Source organism: Coprococcus phoceensis (genome assembly GCF_900104635.1).
Lineage (GTDB): Bacteria > Bacillota > Clostridia > Lachnospirales > Lachnospiraceae > Faecalimonas > Faecalimonas phoceensis.
This window is the reverse complement of sequence record NZ_FNWC01000007.1, coordinates 145,930-167,489: the sequence shown is the minus strand read 5'-3', so window position 1 is coordinate 167,489 and position 21,560 is coordinate 145,930. Positions and strand designations below refer to the sequence as shown.

Sequence of the window (21,560 nt, the reverse complement as noted above, 5' to 3'; positions counted from 1 at the left end):
TTGGATTTTATTTAAAGGAGATTTTTTATGCTGACAAACACACTTACAACCGAGCCAGTACGAAAATTATTCTTTCGTTACCTCATTCCTTCTATCTGCGGAACGATGGTAACGTCTATTTATGTACTTGCTGACACAATTATTATCGGGAAAGGAATTGGCATTGATGCTATGGCTGCATTAAATATCATCCTCCCGCTGTTTAATATTTTCTTTGGCACCGGACTTTTATTTGGTGTCGGCGGTTCTGTCTTAATGTCAATCGCCCGCGGAAAAGGCGATACTCAGACCGGAAACTGTTATTTTTCTGTCGCAGTACTTTTGAATGCCATCACCTGTATTTTATACATGATTCTATTTTTAAATTTCATGGAACCGATCGCACGTTTTCTTGGCGCAACAGATGTAACAATGCCTTATGTACTCAATTACGCGCCGTACGTGATCTTGGGACTTGGCTTTTTTGCATTCTCCACTTTTCTACAAACCTTTGTAAGAAATGATGGTGCACCAAAGCTTTCCATGATTGCCGTTGTATCCGGCGGTGTCCTGAATGTTGTTTTAGATATTGTTTTTGTATTTCCTTGTAAAATGGGCATGGCAGGAGCAGCAATTGCAAGTGTGCTTGGATCCGTACTTACAACTGTTATTTTGCTGTTCCATTTTCGCTCTAAGTCAAACGGACTGCATTTTAGCTTAAAGAAATTTTCACCTGTATTCATCACAAGTATCTACAAAAATGGATTTACAAGCTTTCTTGTGGAAGTCTCGTCCGGAATTGTTATGTTTGTTTTCAACTTACAGATTTTAAAATATATTGGCGATATCGGTGTGAGCATGTATGGTGTCATTACAAATACCGCTATTGTAGTCATCTGCCTGTGTAACGGAATCAACCAGGCTTCTCAGCCGATCATCTCAACCAATCATGGTGCAGGGCTTATTGATCGTATTGAGACTGTAAAAAAACTGGGACTGAGAACTGCATTTATCATCTGCTCCGTTCCGGCTGTTTTAGGATTGATCGTGCCAAATTTGTTTACTTATATTTTTATGAATCCAAATGAACAAATACTTGCCCTTTCATCCACTGCAATTCGTATTTATTTTGTTGGATTCTTTGTAATCGGATTGAATATGTTTATCATTGGCTATTTTCAATCTACAGTAAAACCACAGCTTTCATTGTTCCTCTGTCTTTCCAGAGGGTGTGTACTTGCAATTATCTTTGTATTTGTGCTGCCTCCGCTTATCGGAGTCATTGGAATCTGGGTATCTGTACCGCTTGCTGAATTCATTACACTGATTGCCGGAATATATTTCTTGAAAAAGAATGAAAAGGAGAGGATCTCATGATTGCATTAAAATTGCCGGAAGTAAAAGAATGTATGTCCAAGCTGTTATTATCGGACACCTTCGACTCATTTTTATTCATAGAAGGAGAAATTGTCACCTATAATACATTTTCCATTAATGGATTTCTCAAAAAAGATTTTTTTGAGAAAGACCTGGCTCCTTCCCGAGATTATTCATTGTGGAAAGATATTAGAGAGTACGCATTTTCTTTGATCAAGGGAAAAAAAACTCCCCTTAGTTTTCGCTTTGTATTCGGACTGTCAGAGGCGAATATTGAAAGATTACTGAAACAGCAGGAACTGAATTTCCAGCCACAAGATGTGCAGGGATTGTATCTCAATCTAAAATATGATGGTCAGAATCTTACCTGCGTCACCGGAACTTCCATGAGACTGTTCACTTTGGATAAGTCTTTGGAGGAAGCATGGGATCAGATGGTTCAAAGATTCTTTTTGAAAAAAGAGATTAGCGCAGAAGTCTTATAAGATGAAAAAGTAATAGAGGTCACGGTATCTCTATTACTTTTTATTTTCATTCATTCGTGGTAAAATGAGTGTTTTCGCACCTTATCGTTCTTCCTCATCAACACGTCCTATTAAGCGAATTAAGTCCTTATATCCGGATTTTTCAAGTAACTGCTTAAACCCAAAAAGTACTTCTTCTTTCGTGTAATCATTTCTTCTCAAAAAATCATCATCTTTTTGACTTAGATGTTGATAAAAAAATGCCGCCGCCATGACTTCTTCTTTATTTGTATAATCGAGATCTTCCAGCAAAAGATTCTCGGCTTCGTTTATATCTCCCTGGTCAATCATATCGAAAAAATATTTCAGCGTATTTCCTGAGACTTCATATTTATTTTCGTCTTCTAATTCGACAGAAACATATTTCTTCCCAAATACCAAAGAAAACAATACTTGTACCATTTCTTTTATCATTCGCATAATATAATCTTTCTCGTCTACAACTCCCATAGTCCATCCCTCCACGTTTTCAATATTCTAAAATCACTTTTTTCTATCTTCCTAGGCAAATCACTATTTCATTCTTTGCGTACTCAGTTGCAACTGTTCAACCTTTATCGTCCTTCCTTTATTGTCCTCGTCTTTAGAATTCTCTATTTCTGAATTTCGAATACTCAAAATGATTTCATCTTGAACCTGTAAATCCTCAAATGATATACTTACAACTTGTCCTGTATCATAATCACAGTAAATCATAGGAATGGATGAACAATCGATAAGACAGTTTTTACCTAAAATGCCTTCTTCTGCACCGTCTTTTACAGTTATCGTGTTGTTTCCCTCATCAATTTCTGTAATTACTGCATTCACGCCTAAATGAACTGGGTTATCTTTTAATGAACTACACGCCGTCATAGAAATCATAAAAAGAAATACGCACAACACCATTCCAATTTTTTTCATACTCTACCACCTTCTCCAAACTCAAGTTTTGATCTCCCCATCTCCGTTGCCTCTAATGAAATAGCTGAAATACCTTTACTTTTAATATCTTTAATCAACATATCTAATGTTTTATAGGCAATGCCCTTCCTTCTGTACTCAGGCTTTGTATACATATTCATTATATATGCCTTAGTTCCGCTTGGGTTGTTGTAGGTCGGCATTACTTGAAAAAAGCTAACACCACCCGCACCAACAACACAGTTTTAGTCAAAAACCAAATATGCAATATGCGAGCCATTACAAAGAGCTTTTTGATAATAATCATAGGATTGTCTTTCCACTTCGCTCCTACGATAACCTATTCTATTTCACAGCCACAAGTTCTGCTTCCTCTTCCTCGAAATAGTCAGCCGTATTACTGCTTAGTCCACTTGCTTTCCACGCCTGTCCAAACGTAATATCCTCTAGGTTACTCAGGAAAACAAATGTACGATCTTTAGCTGCTCCATTCATTCTTCCTGTTATCTCCAGTCTATATTTATATGTATGCGTGTCTGTCCCCCATGTACCATCACTCATTTCATAATATTTAACTTTCGTTACCAGCTTATTCTGTTCAGAATACTCTTCAACGAATTCCGGATCAGTCACATCATAAGTACTAATTACGGTTGCTTCGTCTTCTCTGACTTTCTGTTCTTCCAAAAAATCAGTTTCCGCATGCTTCTTAACCTCTGACGGTTCTTTCTGCGAACATCCAAACAGACTAAGTAACATGAATGTTACCAAGGTGATCCTAAATATTTTTTTCATCTGCTGCGAAAACTGATACATAATATTACTGATTCTTTCCGACATATTTCCCCTCCTTACTTTCAAATCGACCTTTCTTTATAACCTCATTTTACTCCATTTTCTCCATCTTGCCTATCCTAAAATCAATGAATTTTCCCATCCCAAAATTTGTCAGCTTCACACCTTCCAGCTCCACCTGCTGCTCTTTTTCCAACACATATCCTCGTCCTTCAAAAAACGGTTTTGCCGTAATGGAAGCATGTACGCTGATCTTTTGAAGCCCAAATTTCTTGGCATGCTGTTCCAACTCATCGCAGATTGCCGTTGCCACACCTTGATTTTGAAAATCTTTATGCACAAACAGATGGTCCAAATATCCTGTTCTGTCTATGTTTCCATATCCTATAATCTTCTCTCCCTCTACGGCAACGACTGTATAAAGTTTTTCAAAAAATGTTTTATTTTTTCTAAGATTCTCACATCGGTTTGACCACACTTCCACCTGTTCCTGCAAATAATCTTTTCGATTCACAGTTTGAATTGTCTCATAAAAGAGCTGCACAATTTCTTCCAAATCTTCTGCCTGATACTTTCTAATCTCCATCACAATCCTCCAATTCTTCTAAATTTATTCCATAGCCACAAAATGCGCAAACCCACCTGTGGATTTGCGCATCTTTTATTTCTCTTATTATTTTGCCAATAACATCATAATCTCGTTGCTTCTGTTGATAAACGCTGTCATTTCTTCCGGATTCAACGGTTTGTTACTCAACATTGCAAGGTCAAATAACTGTTTACAGAACATTGGTACATGTTCTCCATCTTTATTTTTGAGTACATACTGTACCAATGGATGATTTGCATTCAATACAAGTGTCACATCTGTTCCGAACATAGATGGATCCATTCCGTACATATTGTACATCTTCATCATTTCCTGCATACGGCGTGACTGCTCTGACAATGTTACCATAGATGCCACATTTTCATTTTTCAGCTTCTCTACTTTAACTTCCAGCTTGTCATTTTCCAATGCTTTGCGGAATACATCAGTCAATGTCTCTGTATCTGCCTTGAATGCTTCTTCTTCCTCTTTTGCAACTTCTTCTTTGAATGTGTCTGTCAAATCTGCATCGATACGCTGGAATTGTACATTCTCATTGCGCTGCTCAAGCTGTGTCACAAACGGAGAATCAATATTATGTGTCAGCAGCACTGCATCCAAACCTTCCTGTTTGAACATATTAATGTACTGGCTCTGCTGTTGTTCGTCTGTCACATAGTAAATTGTTACTTTCTTCTCTTCTGTATTTTCGCCCTCTGATGCCTCTGTCTTTTCTTCTTCAGCCTTCGTCTCTTCTGCACCGCCATTTTTTGCAATGCAGTCTTTGAGTGTCAAATATTCATGGTCAATATTTTTGAATAAAATGTAATCACTCATCTTGTCACAGAATTTTTCATCTTTCAAGCAGCCGAATTTGATAAATGGGCTGATATCATCCCAGTATTTTTCATAAGATTCTCTGTCGGTCTTACACATTCCTGTAAGCTTATCTGCCACTTTCTTTGAAATGTAATCTGAGATTTTATTTACAAATCCGTCGTTCTGCAATGCACTACGTGATACATTCAGCGGAAGATCCGGACAGTCAATCACACCTTTTAACAGCATCAGGAATTCCGGAATGACTTCTTTGATATTATCTGCGATAAATACCTGATTATTGTATAATTTAATCTTTCCTTCCACGGAATCATACTCTGTGTTGATTTTCGGGAAATACAAAATACCTTTCAAATTGAATGGATAATCCATATTCAGATGGATCCAGAACAATGGCTCTTTGTAATCCATAAACACTTTGCGGTAAAATTCGATATAATCCTCTTTTGTACAGTCATTTGGATGTTTTGTCCAAAGTGGAGTTGTATCACTCAGAGAAACCGGACGTTTGTTGATTTTCACTTTATCTACTGCCGGTGAAACTTCCACCATCTCTTTCTCGCCGTTCTCATTTTCTTTTTCTTCCATCTTTGCTTCTTCATGAATACGTTCCACGATGACATCATCATCTTTCAATTCCTCTTCCAAAATTGTCTCGTATTCTTGTTCTGCATTTTCTTTTGACAGGAAAATCTCTACCGGCATGAAAGAACAGTATTTTTCAATCACTTCTCTCACACGATATTCATTCGAAAACTGCACACTTTCTTCATTCAGGAACAACGTGATCTCTGTTCCAACTGTGTTTTTGCTGCCTTCTTCCATATCATATTCTGTGCCGCCGTCACATGTCCAGTGTACCGGAGCCGCACCTTCTTTGTAAGACAATGTATCAATGTGAACTTCCTCTGCTACCATAAATGCCGAATAAAATCCAAGACCAAAGTGTCCGATCATATCGTCTTCTGTTGTCTTGTCTTTATATTTTTCAAGAAATTCTGTTGCACCGGAAAATGCAATCTGTGTAATATATTCTTCTACTTCATCCGCAGTCATACCAATACCGGTATCAATAAATTTCAATGTTTTTTCTTCCGGATTTACCACTACCTTGATGCTTGCTTTATAGTCATCCGGCAGTTGATATTCTCCCATCATATCTAACTTTTTCAATTTTGTGATCGCATCACAACCATTTGAAATCAACTCACGCACAAAAATGTCGTGATCTGAATACATCCATTTTTTTATAATTGGAAAAATATTTTCACTGTTAATTGAAAGGTTACCGTGTTTTGCACCCATTTCTAACAACTCCTTTTTATCTTTAATTATCAATTCTCGGCGTTTTGCCTCATCTATTTGATATATTAATACTCTGATTTTTAAATGTCAATAGAAAATTAGCACTCTTTTAAAGTGAGTGCTAATAATCTTATGAACTTTATTAAATTCTCATAAACTATTCTACACTTTTCAGTGATTCAACCATATCTATACGCTTTAATTTGAAATACATTACCCAATTCACAAACAATGAAAATCCAACCGTGAATAAAAAGCTGTACAAAAAGCTTGGAAAATCAATATTTCTTCCAAACATAATTCCTTCCACTTCCACGGTAACAATCACAAATTGATGCAAAATCTTTCCGATTCCCATTCCAACCAGCGATCCAATAATTGTCAGCAAAATATTTTCCCGAAATACATACGATGCAACCTCTTTATCATAGAACCCAAGCACTTTTAAGGTTGCAAGTTCTCGTTTTCGTTCTGTAATATTAATGTTATTCAAATTGTAAAGCACAACAAACGCCAGCATTCCCGCCGAGATAATAAGTACCACAATAACCAGATTCAGACTGCCGAGCATATCTGCAATCCGCTCTTCCATATTATTTGTATATGTCACGTTCAAAACTGCATCCTGCTCAATCAGTTTTTCCCCGATTCCCATCAAACCTTCTTCATCATATTTCTTCATCTTGAACATAATACTATTTTCTTCCGGCTCTTTTCCATAAAGTTCTTCATATAATCCGGTTGTCATATACATATAGTTTCCAATATAGTTTTCACATACCGACACAACTTTCACCTTTACGTCACCGGTATCTTCTTGTATGGTAATCATATCTCCTGATTTCACATCTAATTCGGTGGCTACCTTCTCTGTTAATATCACACCTTCATTTGTCAATTCATATTCTTCTTTTGTAACACGATTTCGAAATGTCATAAATGGCTCCAAACCATGCTCCTTTACCGGAACACTCAGGTAGATTTCCTCTTCTCCTGCCGCGCTCTTCACTGTCTTATTTTTCATCATGACTTCCGAATACGTATCAATCTGATGTTCGCCTTCAAGCGTTTCCCTTAAACTCATCTTTTCCTGTTCTGATAAGTCCGAAGACAAATATGCCATCCCGTCATACTCCTGCAATTCTCCATATTGGAGCGTTGCGATATTGGTAATGGAATCTTTGAGTCCGAATCCCACTAACATCAATCCCATACAACCGCCAATTCCAATGATCGTCATAAAAAACCGTTTTTTATATCGGAAAAGGTTACGAATAGAGGATTTCCAAATGAAACTTAAATGTTTCCAAATAAACGTAATACGCTCTAAAAAAATTCTTTTGCCTTGTTTTGGTGATGGTGGGCGCATTAATACCGCCGGCAATGCCATCAGTTCTTTATAGCAGGCTGCCAGTGTTGCCACGAATGTACATAATACTGCGGCTGCTGTAGCCATGACCGCATATGACACATGATACGGCACAATGATATGCGGAAGATGCTGATACATAATCTTATAGGCATACACAATAATAAACGGGAATAGTTTCTCTCCAATCAGCACCCCGAAAACACTTCCTCCAAACGTTGCCAAAAGCGCATAATTCAAATATTTTTTCGCAATATCAATCTTGCTGTATCCGAGTGCCTGAAGTGTTCCGATCTCCACTCTCTGCTCTTCAACCATTCGTGTCATTGTCGTGAGGCTGATCAGTGCCGCCACAAGGAAAAACAACGCCGGAAACACCTTCCCGATTGCCCGCATGCGATCCGCATTTTCTCCATATTCTGAATATTCCGGCAAAGTGCTTCTGTCATATACATACCATGTCGGAGTTTCTATCTTTGCAATCTCTTTCTGGGCATCTTTGATCTTTTGTTCCCCTTCCTCAATCTTTGCCTGCGCCTCCGTCTTTGCAGTCTCATACTCTTCTCTACTTTTAATCAGCGTCTGTTCTTGTTCCTGCAAAGTATTTTCTCCACTCTCAAGTGTCTCTTCTTTTTCATGCAGCTCTTCCCACGCTGTATCAATCTGAGCCTGCCCGTTCTGGATTGTCTGCAGTGTGCAAGACAGCGATTCTTCTCCGGCGCTCAGCTGTTCTTTTGCCTGTTCAATCGCGATTTTCCCTTCTGACAACTGATTTTTCATCGCAGTAAGCTTTTCTATGTTCGCCTTAAGTTCTGCCTCCCCTGCATTCAACTGTTTCAATAACTCTGCTGCGATTGCCTGATCTTTTGGGTCTTCGCTGTCTTTGATGGTATTGTACTGCTGCCATCCCGCGTCTAACTTGGCTCTGGCATCTGCAATCTGCTTCTCGGCAGCCTCAATCTGTGGCGCTGCCGCCTCAGCCTGCTGCTGATATTCTTTTTCTTTTTTCTCTAATTCTTCTTTTTGGCTATCCAGTGTTTCTTTTCCGGTGCGATACTCTTCTAGTCCGGCATCCAGTTCTTTCTGCTTTTGATATAAGGTCTGTTTCGCATTTTCAATCTGCTCTTTTCCAGATGCAATTTCTGCTTTCGCATTCTGGATCTGTATTTCTCCATCTTTCAGCTTTTGTTCTGCATCCGAAAGTTCCTGCTGCGCGCTCGCTTTTCCGTCTTCCAACTCCTGTCTCGCCTTGTCAATCTCTTTGTTCGCCTCAGCTGCCAGAGACTGTTTCCGCGCCTCACATCTAGCATCTGTAATTTTCTCAATCTCATCAATCACATGATCCACTTTCTTTTGATACCCCTCTGTAAACGCAGTTTCCTCTTTTGCCCCGGCTGCTTTTACATAAATTTCTGTATAGGTATCCGGAGAAAAATTTTCATCTGTCACAGCGAGGAACCCACTGACCGTTCCTGTTCCAATCAGACTGCTTCCCCTTCCAAACGAGATGTAGGACGGGCTGCTTCCTGTTCCCACGATTTTAAACTCTTTGACCTCCAATATCCCGGAATTTTCTCCCGTCAGCGTAATCGTATCACCAATCCGATAAGAAGTACCTTCTAAAAAATCTATATCTACAAGACACTCTCCTTCTTTTTCAGGCATTCTTCCTTCACTTACCGTCAACTCATTCATGGACTCCGGAATAGACATCACATGAAGAACCTTTTGATTATCATCTATATTAAGCAGCATGTCCTGACTAAAACCGCCCTCTGCTTTAGCTACATCTGAAAGTCCTTCAATCGCATGCAGATCATCTTTTGTCAGTCCCATCGTGCTGATCACCTTGATATCCATCAGATTTTTTTCATCAAAATAGGCATCTCCGGAAATTCTCATATCCGGTTCCGATGCTCGAATTCCGGAAAAAAATGATACGCCCAATGCTACTATAAAAAATATCGACAAAAAACGTCCCAGGCTTTTTCGTATCTCCATATAAAAATCTTTTCTCAACGCTCGTTTTTTCATACTTATCTACCACTCAATCGTCTCAACCGAAATCGGATTCTCATTCAATGTCACTTTAGAAACCTTTCCGTTCTTTATTTTAATCACACGGTCTGCCATCGGTGCAATCGCCGAATTGTGCGTAATCAAAATGACCGTCATCCCCTTCTTACGACACGTATCCTGCAACAGTTTTAATATTGCTTTTCCTGTATTGTAATCCAGCGCTCCCGTTGGCTCATCGCAAAGTAACAATTTCGGATTTTTTGCCAGCGCCCTTGCGATAGAAACTCTCTGCTGCTCTCCGCCGGAAAGCTGCGCCGGAAAATTCGCCGCTCGTTCTCCCAGTCCGACATCCTCAAGCACCGCCATCGCATCCAGAGGATCTTTACAAATCTGAAGTGCCAGTTCTACATTTTCCAGCGCAGTCAGATTCGGAACCAGATTGTAAAACTGAAACACAAATCCGATGTCATCTCTTCTGTATGCCGTCAATTGCTTTGTATTATAGGTTGTGATATCATTTCCATCTACAATCACCTCTCCGCTCGTCGCCGTATCCATTCCTCCTAAAATGTTCAAAACAGTAGTCTTTCCCGCTCCACTTGCTCCGACAACAACTGCAAATTCTCCCTTTCCAACAGAAAAATCAATTCCATCCGCAGCCGCAATCTCCACTTCTCCCATCTTATATATCTTTTTTACTTCTCTCAGTCTCACATAATCTTCCATTCAAATGCCTCCCAACAAACTATAAGTTATTGTTCAGTAACAACTTTAACTATTTTCATTATAGCATAAATTGTTACCATTGACATACGACTCTTTCTTCCTTTACAATAAAACTTAATCACGTGTTACTGTGAACAGCAACACTCAAGCAAAGGAGGATTACTATCTTGGATGGTTTAAGAATTATTCCCGTCACAAATGAAGAGCTTATTTTTTCTGTTTCCGCACTTGCAGATGAAATCTGGCATGAACACTTCTCATCGATTCTTTCAACAGAACAGATTGATTATATGCTCGAAAAATTTCTTTCACCGGAGGCTTTGGCAGACCAGATCAATCATGATTATGAATATTTTTTATTTTCATACGAGTACACATTTGCTGGATTTGCCGGCATTCACGAAGAAAATGGCAGCCTGTTTTTAAGCAAGCTCTATGTACATAAAGATTTTCGCGGCAAAAAAATCGCATCTTATATGTTCCGGAAATTTATCGAGATCTGCAAGATGAGAAATCTGAATAAGATTTGGCTTACCTGCAATCGTTTTAACGAGAGCACACTTGCAGTCTACGAACATCTCGGATTTCAAAAAGTGAGAACCGAAGTAACCGATATCGGACAAGGTTATGTGATGGACGACTATATCTTAGAATATAAAGTAGAATAGTATCAGGGCAGAGTGTAATCACTCTGCCCTGATACTATTCTACATACTGATCTGCATAATATGCCCCATAATCTTCCGATTCAATTTTCTCACTCGGTGTGAGAATGATAATTCCTTCTTCCACCGTCACGGTCGTTCCTTCCGGCAGCACCACATTGTGGTAAATTTCCTCCGGTTCTCCAAGCAGAACACTTCCTGTGCTTATTTCATACTCTTCAATATCCTCTTCGCGAATGGTACCCGGCACAATGTATTTCATATATCCCATTCCATACTCCTCTTCATCAGGACGCCGAAACGTGACATCATAAACTCCCGCCGGAAAATCTTTCCCCGCAACCGCATCCTCTTTGATCTCAACGCTTTCTGTCAAAGGATTTTCCATTCCTGATTTCATTCCTTGCACCTGTGCATTCTCAGAGATGAATTTTACTTCCAACTGTGAATCTATATCTACTTTCGCCCCTGCAAACAAACGGAAATCTTCTATCTCTCTTTCGACACCTTCCTCTTGTGCATCTGCCAAAAATTCAGAATAGTACACATGGTTTTCACTGTCTTCCAAATCAACGCTTCCACTTCCCGATAACAATTCTACCCGGTACTGCCCCTCCGGAATATGCAGCCCGACAATATATTCTCCTCCCGTGTAGGTCTCCTCAAAGTGCTCTCCTGTCTCAGGCAGTGTCTTCTCCAAATACTTATATGGATCATATTCCTCCACAGATTCTTCTTTCCAACTGCTCATTTGTATCTTTTGAGCAATCTGGGCAAATCCAGTGATTACAAATATCAGAATCCCTATGACAACGAAAATCTTAACCGTATGTTTGCCCTTCTGAAATTGTTTTGCCGGCACCTTCTTCACAGTATGGGCTTTCGAAACTTTCTCCGCCTCATGATGTACATGCGTCAAAGGCTCATGAGTGCATTTGCTTTCATTCACTCTGTAAGATACATCACTTTTTGAATTGTCCAGACCACACTCCACGCATTTATTGTTTACCAGTTTCCCTCCGCATAAACTACATCTTCGTCTTCTCATCAGGCTCCTCCTTTATCGGACATTCCTCTTAACGTTTACCAAAATTGCTTTCACCCAACGGTCGGCAAGCTCCGGCCAAATAGACACTTCCTCATTCGGTTCATCTTTCGGTCGAACCTTTGTGACTTCTTCATAAACTTTTTCTTCTGCCTCTTTCGGCAATGTAATCGTTCCATTTTCGATACTTTTTACTAAAAGCTGCATCTGCTCTTTTGTATATGCGCCTCCGCATTCTCTGCTCGCCCACTGTTCATTGGCAAGTGACAAGCCATGCTTTCCATGTGAAAATATGTGGAACGCATACAAAACGCCCTGATCTTTACAGGCTCTTGCAAACAAGTGGCTGTTCTCCACCGGCACGGTCTGATCATCTACCGTGTGCCACACAAAGCAAGGCGGCATTTTCTCTGTCACATGTTTTTCCAGCGACATATATTCCATCTCTTTTTCAGAAGGCTCTTTTCCGTATAACGCTTCAAACGAACCTCTATGCGCATATACTCCGGAAGTAATAACCGGATAGGATAAAATTACCGCGTCCGGTCTGCACGAGAAATGTTTATACACTCTGTGCTCATCCTGAATATCTTCATAGTGTACACACACGCTTGCGCAAAGATGACCACCTGCCGAAAATCCACACAAAATAACTTTTTCCGAATCTATCTGATATCGTTCCGCTCCCTGCCTGATCTTGCGGATGGCACGCGCCAAATCTTTCATCGGCTGCTCCTTTAACGGTTCTGTCATCGTCAAATCAGTCGTATACGTCAGCACAAACGTGTTATATCCCTTATCATAAAACGTTCTTGCCACAATCTCACCTTCCCGCTGCGAGACAAATCGATACCCACCGCCCGGAACGATGATCATGCAAGGTCTGATTTTTTCATCTTCATGAATATAACTCACCAGATTCGGTACAAATCCACATGCAAGCGGATACGAATATTCTCCGTTTTCCCATAGTCTGATCACTTCTCCAAACATCTTTTCCCCTCTCTTTTTACAATGCTTTTACAGCCTCTAAAACAGCATCTCGCTCCGCTGTATTCTCAGGTCCATACGCAATACCGATCAGCACCGCATATCCATCTACCATACGGACATACGACTCACTGCATCGCTTTGTGTCATCCGATGTAAAATCAAGTTTCAGACATTCGTATGTCTCACCTGCAATTTTTTTTGAAAATATCTCTCCGTCATTTGTAAATTTTACTTTCGTCTCATATTGCTGCATAACCGTCTTTTTACTGGACTCCACATATTGTTCTGCCGACATATCGTCACCTTCCATGTTCCACGTAATCACACTGACAGATGTTCCTTTTTCCGATATCGCTGCCATCTCCATGCGTCTTCCACTTGTACTTTTCATTACATTAGCAAAAGAAACACTTGATTTCAATTGCTCATCAATCTGATCCTGAGAAGACATCTCAAATCCTTCCGGCGCGTCAAAAGAAATACCCAGCATCTCACTTTCGTAATGAGTACCCGTAATCTTTCCTGGTTTGTAAGAATCTTTTTCCATAATCATCTCCACGATTACCAATCCCATAATCGCAAAAACAACCAACAACAATAAAGGCAACGCCGTACGGACATACCCCGGCTTTGTTTTTACACTTTGAAAGTTTCTTTTTTCTACTTTTTTCATGCGCGTTCTCTCTTTCTTTTCTATATTCTCTTTTCTTATAGTAAATATAGTAACTTTTTTTCCGAATTTAAGCAATAGTATTCTACTAAAATAAGCACTAAAGATTTCCTGCGCAACAAAAAATAAGCTTTCAGATAAAATAACATAATCTCTGCCATCTCATCTCAAAGCTTATCGCCAAACAATATTCCAATAAAAAATCGGAGTGACGTGATTCGAACACGCGACCTCTACGTCCCGAACGTAGCGCTCTACCAAGCTGAGCCACACTCCGTTTTTTGTAACTACGGAAAAGGGATTCGAACCCCTACTAACAGAGTCAGAGTCTGCTGTGCTACCATTACACCATTCCGCAATGTTCTGTGTTCTCTTGCGAACAAATATTATTATACATATATTTCAAAAAATTGCAAGCACTTTTTTAAATTTTTTTTATTTTTTTGTTTTTTCTTACAATTCGCACTAGAAATCCCTTGACCTTGGCACTATACTAAGGTTTACTATTTGATTATCAAATCTAGGAGGTATTTCATAATGAAAACGATTTGGGAACGGTTCACAGACGGATTTACTCTTAAAAAGATCACATGGATCGTACTTGGCGCTGCCATTTGTTCTTTTGGAATTTACAATATTCATCAACAGACAGGAATTACCGAAGGCGGCGTGCTTGGCATGATGCTGCTTATCAATCACTGGTTTGGCATCTCTCCTTCTGTTATCACTCCGATACTGGATATTTCCTGCTATCTGCTTGCCTTCAAATATTTGGGCGGTAGATTTATCAAGATTTCCATTATCTCTACGCTCAGCGTCTCTTTGTTTTTTGAAATTTGGGAATTATTCCCTCCGGTCATTCCGGATCTGACACCTTATCCACTTGCCTGCGCTTTGCTTGGAGGTATTTTTGTCGGAATCGGAGTTGGTCTGATCGTTCGGCAAGGCGGTTCAAGTGGTGGTGATGACGCGCTGGCACTCACAATTTCAAAAGTGACGCGTTGGCGCCTTTCCAGATCCTATCTGTTTACGGATTTTCTGGTACTTGGATTGTCTTTGTCTTACATTCCTTTTGAACGAATCATTTTTTCTGTAATAACTGTTATGGTATCGTCACTATTGATTGATTTTGTCCAAAATTTCAATTTAGACGAAACTTCTGTACCTGCCAGCGAATAAATAGGAGATATGCATTATGAAAAAATATTTTAAAATTGGGGAAATCGCAAAACTTTATCACATTGGAACAGATTCTTTGCGTTATTATGAAAAACTTGGGATTTTGACTCCCAAGCGCAGCGAAAATGACTACCGGCTATATAGCCTTCATGATATTTGGCGTCTGAATGTCATTCGTGACCTGCGAAATCTGGATTTTTCAATGGAACAGATTAAAGACTATCTGAATAACCGCAGCATCACCTCTACCGAATCTCTGTTTGAACAGGAATTGTCTGCAATTGATAACAAACTGGAAGAATTATATGCGCTGAGAGAAAATGTTCAAAATCGTCTTCAGACTTTAAAAGACGTCAGGCGCCATCCTCTTGGCATCATAGAGCAGACTTATCACCATACGAGACATTGCCATATGATACAGTCCGGTTACCAGACAGATGAGGAGATGGACGTTCTGATCAAGCAGCTGTTAAATAAAGATGAACACAATCTTTATATCATCGGAAATAATCGTATTGGCTCTCTTCTTGCTTTAAACGATGTGCGCAAACAACATTTTCAGGATTATCAGGCTGTATTTATCATTGATGAGCACGGAAACGACACACTTCCCGCCGGTAATTATCTTTCACTTTGCTATCAGGGAAGCTGCAACCAAAACGCCACATATATACCAAAAATGCTTGACTATGCATCCAAAAACGGATTGACACCTGTCGATCCTGTTCTTGAAATTCTTTGGGTTGACATCCATCAGTCAGAAGATGCAAATGAACATATCATAGAATTACAGATACGATGTATCTAATTTTTAATCTGTTTTTTTTATTTTTTTATACAAAATCACTTTTTTTGAAATCTTTACCAAAAATAAATTGTACAAATTCCAATTTTGTGATAAAAAATAAAGGTAAGGTTTTTATTCTAGCCCTTAATTCAAACACAGAAAGGATATTTTAAGATGAAAAAGATTTATGAAGGAAAAACAAAAGACGTATTTAGCCTTGACAACGGAAATGTATTATTAAAATTTAAAGATGACTGTACTGGAAAAGACGGAGTATTTGATCCAGGCGAAAACGCTGTTGGTTTAACAATCGAAGGAATCGGAAAAGCAAACTTAGAGACTTCTGTTCATTATTTTGAATTATTAAAAGAAGCCGGAATCAAAACACACTATGTAAGTGCGAATGTAGAAGAAGCTACTATGGAAGTACTTCCAGCAACTGTATTCGGACACGGACTTGAAGTAATCTGCCGCCTTGTTGCAACAGGAAGCTTTATCCGCAGATACGGAGAGTACATGGAAGACGGAACTGTATTAGACGGTGGATATGTAGAATGTACTTTCAAAAATGACGCTCTTGGCGATCCACTTGTTACAAGTGAAGGTCTTGCAGCTCTGGGAATCATGACACCTGAGATGTTCGAAAGCATGAAAGAACAGACATTAAAGATCACAAAGATCGTTGCTGATGATTTAAAATCAATCGGTCTTGATTTATGGGATATCAAATTCGAATTTGGTTACAACAACGACGAAGTAATCTTAATTGATGAGATCGCTTCTGGTAACATGCGTGTATACAAAGACGGAAAAATTGTAGAGCCAGTTGAATTGACAAAATTAATTTTAAATAGATAATTATTTTTTAAGGAACGTGAGAATTTTCCCCACGTTCCTTTGTTTTATTACAATTTTTGAATCCGCTCGATCGCTGCAACTGTATTTTCATATGTTCCAAACGCTGTCAGTCGGAAATACCCTTCTCCGCTCGGACCAAATCCGGATCCAGGTGTTCCAACAATTCCTGCATTCTCTAACAGATAATCAAAAAACTCCCACGAAGTCATCTGATCAGGTGTTTTCAGCCAGATATATGGCGCATTGACTCCACCTGATACAGTGTATCCCGCTTCCTTCAGGCCATTCGAAATCGTCTTTGCATTTTTCATATAGTACGCTACCTGCTCTTTCAGCTGCACCTTTCCAGCCTCTGAATACACGGCCTCTCCTGCTCGCTGAACAATATACGGCGCCCCATTGTATTTTGTGCCATGACGTCTCGCCCACAGTGAATGCAGTGTCACATCTCCACATTTCAACTCTTTTGGAATGACTGTAAATCCAAGACGGACACCTGTGAATCCGGCATTTTTTGAAAAACTGCGAAGTTCGATTGCGCAAGTTCTCGCCCCATCACATTCATAGATACTGTGCGGCACATCTTCTTCTGAAATGTATGCCTCATACGCCGCATCATATATGATGACAGCTCCGACTTTATTCGCATAATCAACCCACACCTGCAGTTGTTCTTTTGTAATCGTCGAACCTGTAGGGTTATTCGGGAAACAAAGATAGATGATATCCGGTGTCTCCTTTGGCAATTCCGGTGCAAATCCATTTTCAGCAGTACATGGCATATAGATCACATCGCTCCACATCTCTGTCTTTGCATCATACACTCCGGTGCGCCCTGCCATGACATTCGTATCCACATACACAGGGTAAACCGGATCACATACTGCAATTTTATTGTCTTTACTGAAAATCTCCTGAATATTTCCGGAATCGCATTTTGCACCATCTGAAATAAAAATCTCGTCCGCTGAGATGTCGCAGCCTCTTTGGACATAGTCATTTTTTGCGATTGCACTTCTTAAAAATTCATATCCCAAATCCGGCGCATAGCCATGAAATGTCTCCGACACTCCCATCTCGTCTACCGCCGTATGAAGTGCATCAATAATCGCAGGAGCAAGCGGTTGTGTTACATCGCCGATTCCAAGCCGGATGATAGACTGTTCCGGATTTGCCTGTGTGTAGGCAGCCACTTTCTTTGCAATTGTCGAAAACAGATAGCTTCCCGGCAGTTTCAAATAGTTGTCATTTATTTTAAACATATTCTTTTTCCTCCGTTTATAGGTTTATTTCTCCGTCAAATGAAACTTCCGCCGGACCGGTCATATATATCTTGTCCGCCTCTTTATCCCATTCGATTTGTAAATCCCCTCCAAGTAATTTTACTGTCACTTTATCTTCTGTAAATCCATTTAGAATACATGCGACTGCGACTGCACACGCTCCCGTTCCGCAGGCCATCGTCTCTCCCGATCCACGTTCCCACACACGCATCTCAACTGTATTTCGATCAAGCACTTTCACAAATTCTGTATTCACACGATTCGGAAAACGCTCATGATTCTCAAATGCCGGACCGATTGTCTCAATATCAAGTCCTTTCACATCTTCTACATAGACGACCGCATGAGGATTTCCCATTGAGACTCCGGTCATACGATACTCAGTTCCATTCACGTTGATAGGCTCATCAATCACACGGTTCCCATCCGCCACAATCGGAATATTTTCCGGCACAAGCTCCGGACTTCCCATATCTACTTTTACAAGTTTCACTTTTCCATCTTCCACCGTCAAATCTAAATATTTGATTCCGGCAAGTGTCTCAACAGAGATGTGCTCTTTCTCTGTCAGACCGTAATCATACACATACTTTCCAACACAGCGGATTCCGTTCCCGCACATCTCACTTCTCGAACCATCCGCGTTGTACATCTCCATCTCAAAATCAGCCACATCAGACGGATTAATCATGATCAATCCGTCTGAACCGATTCCAAAATTCCGGTTGCTTACCTTTTTCGCCATCTCTGGCGGATTTTCAATAGTCTCTTTAAAACAATTCACATATACGTAATCGTTTCCCAAACCTTGCATTTTCGTAAATTTCATTTCATTTCTCCTAACTCTCTTATCCTGACATAACACTTAGTACCATCTGTGCCGTCTCTACCATATTTGTTCCACTGTCCATACTACATTTTTGCAAATAATGATGAGCCTCGTCCTCAGTCATGTTGTTACGGTTCATCAGTAATACTTTCGCTTCTCTCAGTAACGCCTGTTCTTTCTCGCTGCGGGCTTTCGGCTTCGCATTCCTCTTCTTTCTCCGCCTTTCTATCGCCTGCAGCATCATGTTCAGCGTGCTGAGCAAATCATGCACCTTCAGCGGCATCGTAAGTCCTACCACGCCGTTTACAATCCCATCTCCCCATTTATCCGGAGATGCGATCACGAGCATCTCAAATGTATCCGGCAGATATTCCCGCAATTCCGTATACATCATATCCAGCATCTTATAACCGCAAATCACAATTCCTTCATCCAACGTCTCCGCACTTTGTATTGCCTGGGCTCCTGTCGTCCCGATTCCTGTAACTGCCAGACCATTTCGCACTAAGATATTACGAATATTCGTTGCTGTATCCTTTTTGGGAAACACAACAATAATTTTACTCATACTTACCTCCTTCGGCTCAACGGGTTATTCATTACAGAAAGACTCAAATCTTGTGCAAATATTTTTCCAGTTCCCAGCCTGTCACATACTCTCGGAACTGCTGGTATTCATTTTTCTTTGCCATAACATATTTGGCTGATAAATCTTCTCCCAAAACATTCTGAACAAATGTATCCTCTTCAAAAGCTCTGACTGCTTCCAGGAGACTTCCCGGAAGTAACTCATTATATTTTTCCATGTGTTCCGGCGGAAGGATCTTCTTTTCAATTCCTTCTAATCCAGCCGCAAGGCACACTGCAAATGCGAGATATGGATTGGCAGATGGATCTGGACTTCGAAACTCAACTCTCGTTTTCTCCCCGCGCTCTGCCGGAATCCGAAATACCGGTTTTCTTCTTGTCACGAGTCTTTTATAAGAATTTACAATCGGATTGGTGATCAGTGTAATCGCCTGAATATGCGCCATAATTCCTCCGATGAAATAACTTGCTTCCTGACTCAGTCCATTCTCACCATTCTCATCGGCGAACAGATTCACTCCGTCTTTTGTCAAGGACATATTCAGATGCATACCCGAACCATTTTCTCCTGATTTTGGTTTCGGCATAAATGTTGCATGCAGTCCGTGCCGTTTTGCAATCGTTTTTACCACAAGTTTAAATGTCATCATCTTATCGGCGGCAGCCAATGTCTCATCATATCGGAAATCAATCTCATGTTGTGCCGCAGCCGCTTCATGATGAGAAGTCTCGATCTCAAACCCCATATCCTCCAATGTCAGGACCATGTCACGTCTTGCATTCTCCCCGAAATCCAAAGGTCCCAAATCAAAATATCCTGCATTTTCATGGGATACGGTTGTCGGGAGTCCATGATCATCTGTATGGAACAAAAAGAACTCACACTTCGGGCTTACTTGTAGTTGATATCCCATAGCTTTTGCTTTCTCAACCGTCTTTTTTAGAATATGCCGCGGATCATTCTCAAAAGGGGTTCCGTCCTGACGATACACATCACAAATGAGTCTCGCAACCTTTCCCTGCTGTGGTCTCCACGGAAAAATCTCAAATGTATTCAAATCCGGATACAGATACATATCCGAGTCCTCATCCTTTGCAAATCCCTCGATGGAAGAACCGTCAAACACACATCGGTTATCCAGCGCTTTTTCCAGCTGGTTTGTCGTGATTGCTATATTTTTCATCATTCCATATATATCTGTAAATTGAAGCCGGATAAAGCCCACATCCTCTTCTTCTACAAGTCTGTATATGTCTCTTTTTGTATAGTTTCTCACTGATATCCCTCCAAATCCTGAAATAAAAATGGACGTTCTCACTCCACGGAAAACGCCCTTGTTTCTTATAATTATATCGACCTGCTTTACGTTTGTCAATTACTTCTAAAATGATTTTATCAGTCTTAATTTCTCATTTATTTTTTATCTGTCTTCCGGTCACATCCAAATGATAATTTTCTTTATAAATTAGTTCTGACACCGGAACCAATTCATATCCTTGTTCTCGAAGCCCCAAAATCACAGATTCCAAAGCATCTTTTGTATATTTTGCTCCACTATGCATCAAAATAATCGCCCCACTTTTTAATTCTTTATTTTTTAAAATAGTTTTTACAATGCTTTCCTTCCCATAATCCTTCCAATCCTGAGAATCAATCGACCACTGTATCACTTCGTATCCACAAGCTTTTGCTGTCCTGATCACTTGATCATCATAATCTCCATAAGGAACTCGAAACAATTTCATCTCCATCCCCGTCAAAGCTTTTACTTTTTCGTGTACAGATACAATCTCTTCTTTGCAAGCTTCCTTTGAGAGCTGGCTCATCGCTTTGTGATTCTCACTATGATTTCCGATATCGTGCCTTGCAAGCTGAATCTGTTTTACATCTTCCGGATATTTCCCTACCCAGTTTCCTGTAAGAAAAAACGTTGCCTTCACATCATATTTATCCAGCACATCCAAAATCTGCTTCATATATTCATTTCCCCATGTTGCATCAAAGGAAAGCGCCACCTGCTTTGCTTCTGTCTCCACAGAATAAATCGGCAATTCTCTGCCGTTGACTGTGTTGCTTACAGATATTTCTCTCACCGCACCCATACACGTTCCTAAAATAAACAAGCAAACCAATACAGACATCAGAATTTTTCTCTTCATCCAAACACCCACTCTCTCTTTTTATTAATATATGCACAAACTTTTCAGACATAACATCTATGCAAATTGCACAAAAT

At 39.9% G+C, this 21,560-nt stretch carries 21 protein-coding genes, 2 tRNA genes and 1 pseudogene; 6 read left to right on the top strand and 18 right to left on the bottom strand.

Going from position 1 to position 21,560, the window contains the following annotated elements; genetic code table 11:
- The first annotated feature begins 27 nt into the window (after positions 1-27).
- Both BQ5364_RS04440 and BQ5364_RS04435 read left to right on the top strand, forming a co-directional pair.
- Positions 28-1,356 carry an MATE family efflux transporter gene (locus BQ5364_RS04440; protein ID WP_071143729.1) on the top strand — a complete coding sequence of 443 codons (1,329 nt, stop codon included), beginning with the start codon at positions 28-30 and terminating at the stop codon, positions 1,354-1,356.
- On the top strand, positions 1,353-1,841 hold the full coding sequence (locus BQ5364_RS04435; RefSeq protein ID WP_022250562.1) for a DUF5721 family protein: 489 nt from the start codon (positions 1,353-1,355) through the stop codon (positions 1,839-1,841). The genes BQ5364_RS04440 and BQ5364_RS04435 overlap by 4 nt, the downstream gene beginning before the upstream one ends.
- 81 nt (positions 1,842-1,922) lie before the next feature.
- On the opposite strand, the gene BQ5364_RS04430 is transcribed toward BQ5364_RS04435, so the two are convergent.
- The 8 genes and pseudogenes from BQ5364_RS04430 to BQ5364_RS04395 form a co-directional block, all read right to left on the bottom strand.
- The gene (locus BQ5364_RS04430) at positions 1,923-2,330 is read right to left on the bottom strand and encodes a DUF6483 family protein (RefSeq protein WP_004615127.1); all 408 of its coding nucleotides are present in this window, start codon (positions 2,328-2,330) and stop codon (positions 1,923-1,925) included.
- A 63-nt stretch (positions 2,331-2,393) separates the two neighbouring features.
- Entirely contained in the window at positions 2,394-2,783 is a 390-nt protein-coding gene (locus BQ5364_RS04425) for a hypothetical protein (RefSeq protein WP_022250561.1), read from the bottom strand.
- Positions 2,780-3,112: pseudogene (locus tag BQ5364_RS04420) on the bottom strand (GNAT family N-acetyltransferase); the annotation flags it as partial. The pseudogene BQ5364_RS04420 and the gene BQ5364_RS04425, both read right to left, overlap by 4 nt.
- Positions 3,113-3,128: 16 nt before the next feature.
- Positions 3,129-3,623, bottom strand: coding sequence for an LptM family lipoprotein (locus BQ5364_RS18265; RefSeq protein ID WP_235837117.1), 495 nt, complete (start codon positions 3,621-3,623; stop codon positions 3,129-3,131).
- Between the two features lie 46 nt (positions 3,624-3,669).
- The gene (locus BQ5364_RS04410) at positions 3,670-4,164 is read right to left on the bottom strand and encodes a GNAT family N-acetyltransferase (RefSeq protein ID WP_207646110.1); all 495 of its coding nucleotides are present in this window, start codon (positions 4,162-4,164) and stop codon (positions 3,670-3,672) included.
- An 87-nt stretch (positions 4,165-4,251) separates the two neighbouring features.
- Positions 4,252-6,312: a molecular chaperone HtpG gene (gene htpG / locus BQ5364_RS04405; protein ID WP_044988131.1), complete on the bottom strand. Its 2,061-nt coding sequence runs from the start codon at positions 6,310-6,312 to the stop codon at positions 4,252-4,254.
- A 157-nt stretch (positions 6,313-6,469) separates the two neighbouring features.
- The gene (locus BQ5364_RS04400) at positions 6,470-9,715 is read right to left on the bottom strand and encodes an FtsX-like permease family protein (RefSeq protein ID WP_022250556.1); all 3,246 of its coding nucleotides are present in this window, start codon (positions 9,713-9,715) and stop codon (positions 6,470-6,472) included.
- Between the two features lie 6 nt (positions 9,716-9,721).
- A complete protein-coding gene (locus BQ5364_RS04395) occupies positions 9,722-10,426 on the bottom strand; it encodes an ABC transporter ATP-binding protein (RefSeq protein ID WP_004614633.1) in 705 nt (234 codons plus the stop codon).
- Between the two features lie 167 nt (positions 10,427-10,593).
- Between BQ5364_RS04395 and BQ5364_RS04390 the strand changes: the two genes are divergently transcribed.
- Positions 10,594-11,094, top strand: a complete 501-nt coding sequence (locus tag BQ5364_RS04390) for a GNAT family N-acetyltransferase (RefSeq protein WP_004614634.1) — start codon at positions 10,594-10,596, stop codon at positions 11,092-11,094.
- Between the two features lie 34 nt (positions 11,095-11,128).
- Here the strand turns inward: BQ5364_RS04390 and BQ5364_RS04385 are convergent, their stop codons facing one another.
- From BQ5364_RS04385 to BQ5364_RS04365, 5 genes are all read right to left on the bottom strand, one after another.
- Entirely contained in the window at positions 11,129-12,139 is a 1,011-nt protein-coding gene (locus BQ5364_RS04385) for a hypothetical protein (protein ID WP_071143727.1), read from the bottom strand.
- 12 nt (positions 12,140-12,151) lie between these two features.
- Entirely contained in the window at positions 12,152-13,129 is a 978-nt protein-coding gene (locus BQ5364_RS04380) for an alpha/beta hydrolase (protein WP_071143726.1), read from the bottom strand.
- A gap of 16 nt (positions 13,130-13,145) precedes the next feature.
- Positions 13,146-13,802: a hypothetical protein gene (locus BQ5364_RS04375; protein ID WP_022250553.1), complete on the bottom strand. Its 657-nt coding sequence runs from the start codon at positions 13,800-13,802 to the stop codon at positions 13,146-13,148.
- A gap of 200 nt (positions 13,803-14,002) precedes the next feature.
- Positions 14,003-14,076: transfer RNA gene (locus tag BQ5364_RS04370), tRNA-Pro, on the bottom strand.
- 10 nt (positions 14,077-14,086) lie between these two features.
- Positions 14,087-14,157, bottom strand: a tRNA-Gln gene (locus BQ5364_RS04365).
- 179 nt (positions 14,158-14,336) lie between these two features.
- Between BQ5364_RS04365 and BQ5364_RS04360 the strand changes: the two genes are divergently transcribed.
- The 3 genes from BQ5364_RS04360 to BQ5364_RS04350 all read left to right on the top strand — a co-directional run bounded on the left by BQ5364_RS04360 (position 14,337) and on the right by BQ5364_RS04350 (position 16,623).
- Positions 14,337-14,978 carry a YitT family protein gene (locus BQ5364_RS04360; RefSeq protein ID WP_004614646.1) on the top strand — a complete coding sequence of 214 codons (642 nt, stop codon included), beginning with the start codon at positions 14,337-14,339 and terminating at the stop codon, positions 14,976-14,978.
- 16 nt (positions 14,979-14,994) lie between these two features.
- Entirely contained in the window at positions 14,995-15,786 is a 792-nt protein-coding gene (locus BQ5364_RS04355) for a MerR family transcriptional regulator (protein ID WP_004614647.1), read from the top strand.
- A gap of 153 nt (positions 15,787-15,939) precedes the next feature.
- Positions 15,940-16,623 carry a phosphoribosylaminoimidazolesuccinocarboxamide synthase gene (locus BQ5364_RS04350; RefSeq protein WP_004614648.1) on the top strand — a complete coding sequence of 228 codons (684 nt, stop codon included), beginning with the start codon at positions 15,940-15,942 and terminating at the stop codon, positions 16,621-16,623.
- Positions 16,624-16,670: 47 nt separating this feature from the next.
- On the opposite strand, the gene BQ5364_RS04345 is transcribed toward BQ5364_RS04350, so the two are convergent.
- The 5 genes from BQ5364_RS04345 to BQ5364_RS04325 form a co-directional block, all read right to left on the bottom strand.
- Positions 16,671-17,885: an LL-diaminopimelate aminotransferase gene (locus BQ5364_RS04345; protein ID WP_004614649.1), complete on the bottom strand. Its 1,215-nt coding sequence runs from the start codon at positions 17,883-17,885 to the stop codon at positions 16,671-16,673.
- Positions 17,886-17,901: 16 nt separating this feature from the next.
- The gene (gene dapF / locus BQ5364_RS04340) at positions 17,902-18,735 is read right to left on the bottom strand and encodes a diaminopimelate epimerase (protein WP_022250552.1); all 834 of its coding nucleotides are present in this window, start codon (positions 18,733-18,735) and stop codon (positions 17,902-17,904) included.
- A 19-nt stretch (positions 18,736-18,754) separates the two neighbouring features.
- Positions 18,755-19,303: an ANTAR domain-containing response regulator gene (locus tag BQ5364_RS04335; RefSeq protein WP_004614651.1), complete on the bottom strand. Its 549-nt coding sequence runs from the start codon at positions 19,301-19,303 to the stop codon at positions 18,755-18,757.
- A gap of 43 nt (positions 19,304-19,346) precedes the next feature.
- A complete protein-coding gene (glnA, locus tag BQ5364_RS04330; RefSeq protein WP_022250551.1) occupies positions 19,347-20,600 on the bottom strand; it encodes a type I glutamate--ammonia ligase in 1,254 nt (417 codons plus the stop codon).
- A gap of 133 nt (positions 20,601-20,733) precedes the next feature.
- Complete coding sequence (locus BQ5364_RS04325; protein ID WP_071143725.1) at positions 20,734-21,483, bottom strand: polysaccharide deacetylase family protein; 750 nt, start codon at positions 21,481-21,483, stop codon at positions 20,734-20,736.
- Positions 21,484-21,560 lie beyond the last annotated feature (77 nt).